Here is a 4,614-nt window from a genome sequence, read left to right on the forward strand (position 1 = left end):
AACAAAAGAACCAGTGTTGAAAGAACTTTTTCCAGACTTAAAGAGCATCTTAATTTAGAAAACTTAACTGTAATGGGAGCTAAAAAAGTTAAAACTCATCTGCTATTAAGTTCTATCAGTTTGATCGCTGCAAGAATTGCAGCCGAGAAAATCAAACTGCAAAATCAGGTTTTAGCTGCTTAAAAAGCATTTTAAAGCATGATTTTAAGTTACCCAAGCTAAGTGCGTCTAAATTTAGCAGTAAATCTATGGTAAATCATTAAAATCTACTATTTCAAGTTAAAAGGCTTATTTTTATGATTCGCAGACAATATTTTTTTGAATTAAACTAAATTAAGCGTATTATGAAATTCGCTTAAATAACAATTAATATAACTCTAACTTAAAATTATATATTTTCTATAAAAATACTATTTTTAAATTACAGACCTAATTCACTAACAAGCTTTTCTTTTGGCTTATAACCAACTATTTTTTTAGCAACTTCACCATTCTTAATTAAAAGCATAGTTGGGATACTCATTACATTATATCTACTAGCTGTTGATTGGTTTTCATCAACATTTAGTTTAGCAACTTTTATTTTATCACCATATTCAGCTGCAACTTCTTCTAAAATAGGTGCAATCATTCGACATGGTCCACACCACTCAGCCCAAAAATCAACTAAAACTGGTTGATTTGAACTTAAAACTTCGCTACTAAAATTTCCATCTGTTACCTTAACTGGTTTACTCATTTTGAATTTCCCCTTTATTTAAGATTATTAATTAAATTTATTCAGCAGTTACAGTAGAATTTTTCTGACTTACTTTTATTTTTTTCAGAATAGTCTTAGCTGGAACTGCCCCAACCTGTTCAGCTGCACCAGAATTAATTACTGTTTTAGGTACACCAGAAACATTAAAACGACTTGATAAATCTTGGAACTCGATGGCTTCAACCATTTCTCCTGTGATTGCAGGATTTAAAATTGCCATTTGATGAGCAACCCTGACAGCTCTTGGGCAATAGGGACAGGTCGGTGTAATAAACACCTGCAATAATACATCTTCACTAATTGACTTAATTTCAGTTTTAATTTCTTCAGCCAGATCAATCCTACTTTGATCAGATACATCTAATATATCTTCTATTAAAGAAGTAAATTCATAGCCAGAAGGAATTCCAAAAAAGTGAACACCTAAATCCGCTCCATTCTGATCTAAAAAGATAATAGCTGGCGCTTTATCAATTCCAAATTCCGCTGCTTTATCACTATTAAGCAGATATTTCTGATAAGCAAGCTTTTCAGTGAGCTCAGTTAACTCATTTAATATTTCTTCTGTATCAGCACAATAGTCACATTCAGTCTCTTTACTAAAAAAAGCCAAATTTACTTCTTGTTGAAGATTGTTATTAAATAATTCTTTAATTTTATTTTTTTCTGCCTGGTCAATTTTAGCCATTAGAAATCACTCCCTGATCTTTAAGCTTAAATTTAAGATATATAAGTTGATAAATTAATTTACAACATTTATTATATACGATATAGAAATTATTAAAGTTAAATAATTAACACTTTCTAATTTTATTAATAAATTATTTTAAGCAAAATTAGATAAATTTAGGCAGACAAAAGGCAGCATTTTAAATACTGCCTTTAAAAATATCCCTTTTCTATTTATTATTATTTAATTTAATTACTTTAAATCTAGGTTTTACTTTTCTAGAAAAACATTGTAAGCCAGATAAGAATGATAAACATCTGCTTTACTGACTACTTCATATGGAGAATGCATTGACAATACAGCCGGACCACAATCAAGCACATCCATGTTATAGTTAGCTAAAAATTGAGCAATAGTTCCCCCGCCACCAGCATCTACTTTACCAAGTTCTGCTGGCTGCCAGACTACACCTGCCCGATTAAATAAACCTCTTACTTCACCCATAAATTCTGCACTTGCCTCTGAAGAACCAGATTTACCACGAGCACCTGTATACTTAGAAACAACTACTCCTTTACCAAGATAAGCAGAGTTATGTTTAGCATAAACATCAGCAAAATCTGGGTCATAAGCAGCATTTACATCTGCTGATAACACCTTTGAATTTTGAAGAACCTTTCTAACTAAAAGTTCACTGTAATCAGCATAATAAAGATCAACTAGATTAGCAACCTGGTCTTCAAAAAAATGTGACTGCATACCCGTATTACCCATACTGCCAACTTCTTCTCGATCCATTAATAAAATTACAGCTGTAGATTTAGGGTTATCAATATCGAGGATTGCTTCTAAAGCAGTATAACTACAAACTCGATCATCATGGCCATATCCAGCCAGTAAACCGCGATCAAAACCAGCGTCTCTAGTCTTATAAGCCGGTACAAGCTGTAATTCAGCACTAATAAAATCTTCACCGGTAATTTCATATTCTCTTTTAAGATATTCTAAAATAGCAGTTTTTATCTTTTCTTTAACTTCACTATCAGCTACCGGGATACTACCAATAACTACGTTAAGCTGTTCTCCACTAATTCCCTCACTCATTGATTTTTTCATCTGTTCTTTGCCCAGGTGGGGTAAAATATCACTAATAAAGAAAACAGGATCATTAGCTTCTTCCCCGAGTTTAATTTCAACTTTACTACCATCTTCTTTAATTATAACACCATGTAAAGCCAGCGGCATTGTTACCCATTGGTATTTTTTAATACCACCATAATAATGGGTTTTAAACATTGCCATTTCACCTGCTTCATAAAGTGGGTTTGGCTTTAAATCAAGTCGGGGAGAATCAATATGACTGCCAACTAATTTTAATCCAGCTGCTAAGTCATCTTGGCCAATAACAGCTGCCATTAAGGCTCGTGATCGATTTAAACTATAAATTTTATCACCAGCTTTTAGCTGTTCAACCTGATCTATATTTTTAAAACCAGCTGCTTCTAATTTTCTAATAGCTGCACTGGCAAATTCTCTTTCAGTTTTATTATTACTGATAAATTCAGCATATTTCTTATTAAAATCAAAAACTTCTTCTCTTTCGTCTACTTCCATTTCTGTCCAGGCGTTTTTAGCCTGATAAGCGTAATCAGCTTTTTTTTCTTCAGTCATTATAAATTCCTCCTAATATTCATTTCTAGTCATATTATAACAGCTCTTAATAAATAAAGTAAGTAAGATTTTAACAAAAAAAGACCCTGTTTTAAAAAACAGGGTCTTAAAGCTTAAATTTTAATTTCAATATCTGCTTCTTTTCTGAGTTTAACTAAATACTGCTGAATAGCTTGATTTTGTTTTTGTTGTTTAATCATTTTTTCCAGCTGTGGTTTAACCTTAGCAAAAGTTATTTCCTTCTTGCTCTGCTGAAAAGCATCTTTATTACGATCATATTCCTGCTGCAATTCACTTTCAGTAACTGTTATATCAGAAATAACCTTTTCTTTTATTAACTTATTTACTTTTAATTGAGGATTGCTGGTGAACTGATCTTTATAATCCTGCTCGTCATTAAATCCCTGTTTCTCAAGTACAGATTTAAACTCTGTTTCTGTCATATCGTTTTTCTGCATGATAGCCTGTTTTTGCTGTTGATATATCTCATCTTTTTCAGCCTGAGTCAAACTAATATTATCTGCTTCAACCTGTTGCTCTAATAAAACATTATCAATCAAAGCATCTAATTTAGCCCGCTGATATTTGCGCAGAACAAGTTTACCGGCATCAGAATTCGTTAAAATCTGAGCTAACTGACTATCTATCCGATTAATCCGCTGCAGCTTAGACCTGAGATCAGCTTTTTGATTTAACTGGTTAGCAGTAATATCTTCACCATTAACTACTGCTATTACCGTATCACCTTCCATATCTCCACTTAAAGTGGAATCAGCTGTCTGACCAGAGTCTGCATCCTGAGCTAATACAGCAGCAGGCAGAGCAAAGCATAGAACAAGTAGTAATAAAGTAATAATCATTCTCTTCTTCATTTTAAAACACTCCCATTTAAAATTAGTAACCAAGCATCAATTTAATGATTTCTAATAAAATTATAAGGGATGAATCTTAAAATGAGATTAGAATTTAGGCAAATCGACTAAATTTTAGCCAAATAGAGCAAATTTACAGCAATTTCAAGCTTTATTTAAGCTTTTTAATAAAAGAAAATCTTTAAAGCTTAAATACTAATTAAATTAAACTATTTTTGATAAGCAGTCTTTTTAATATTAGAGTCTAAATTTTTTAAAGAAACCGTAATTGCATTTAATTCTTCCATCATTTGAGCAAATTTAGCTGGCTTTAAAGATTGCGGTCCATCAGATAAAGCTGCTTCTGGATGAGGATGGACTTCTACCATGATTCCATCTGCACCTACTGCTACGGCTGCTCTTGCCAGTGGTGTTACTAATTCCCATCTACCTGTCCCATGACTTGGATCTGCTATTACCGGTAGATGACTTAGCTGCTGTACTAAAGGTATTGAACTTAAATCCAGTGTATTTCTTGTCTCTTCTCCAAATGTTCTTACTCCTCTTTCACATAAAATTACCTGATGATTACCTTCGTTCATTACATATTCTGCTGCCAGCAGCCATTCTTTTATTGTTGCCGCCATACCTCTTTTTAGCAT

5 protein-coding genes and 1 pseudogene are annotated in these 4,614 nt (G+C 32.6%); 1 reads left to right on the forward strand and 5 read right to left on the reverse strand.

Features of this window, described 5'->3' with window-relative positions:
* On the forward strand, nucleotides 1-183 hold a 183-nt coding region (locus BMZ74_RS14580), incomplete at its 5' end, for a transposase (RefSeq protein ID WP_342742451.1).
* Between the two features lie 238 nt (nucleotides 184-421).
* Here the strand turns inward: BMZ74_RS14580 and trxA are convergent.
* The 5 genes and pseudogenes from trxA to BMZ74_RS14030 form a co-directional block, all read right to left on the reverse strand.
* Complete coding sequence (trxA, locus tag BMZ74_RS14010) at nucleotides 422-739, reverse strand: thioredoxin (protein ID WP_089862825.1); 318 nt, start codon at nucleotides 737-739, stop codon at nucleotides 422-424.
* Nucleotides 740-776: 37 nt separating this feature from the next.
* Nucleotides 777-1,448: a protein disulfide oxidoreductase gene (gene pdo / locus BMZ74_RS14015; protein WP_089862826.1), complete on the reverse strand. Its 672-nt coding sequence runs from the start codon at nucleotides 1,446-1,448 to the stop codon at nucleotides 777-779.
* A gap of 252 nt (nucleotides 1,449-1,700) precedes the next feature.
* Complete coding sequence (locus BMZ74_RS14020; RefSeq protein ID WP_089862827.1) at nucleotides 1,701-3,101, reverse strand: aminopeptidase; 1,401 nt, start codon at nucleotides 3,099-3,101, stop codon at nucleotides 1,701-1,703.
* A gap of 113 nt (nucleotides 3,102-3,214) precedes the next feature.
* Entirely contained in the window at nucleotides 3,215-3,973 is a 759-nt protein-coding gene (locus tag BMZ74_RS14025; RefSeq protein ID WP_089862828.1) for a SurA N-terminal domain-containing protein, read from the reverse strand.
* Between the two features lie 209 nt (nucleotides 3,974-4,182).
* Nucleotides 4,183-4,614, reverse strand: a pseudogene (locus tag BMZ74_RS14030) (3-deoxy-7-phosphoheptulonate synthase); the annotation flags it as partial.

It is taken from the genome of Halanaerobium salsuginis, from assembly GCF_900114545.1.
Lineage (GTDB): Bacteria > Bacillota > Halanaerobiia > Halanaerobiales > Halanaerobiaceae > Halanaerobium > Halanaerobium salsuginis.

Coding starts and splice junctions, on each gene's coding strand:
- trxA (WP_089862825.1), bottom strand. CDS start 739: ATGAGTAAACCAGTTAAGGTAACAGATGGAAATTTTAGTAGCGAAGTT.
- pdo (WP_089862826.1), bottom strand. CDS start 1,448: ATGGCTAAAATTGACCAGGCAGAAAAAAATAAAATTAAAGAATTATTT.
- BMZ74_RS14020 (WP_089862827.1), bottom strand. CDS start 3,101: ATGACTGAAGAAAAAAAAGCTGATTACGCTTATCAGGCTAAAAACGCC.
- BMZ74_RS14025 (WP_089862828.1), bottom strand. CDS start 3,973: ATGAAGAAGAGAATGATTATTACTTTATTACTACTTGTTCTATGCTTT.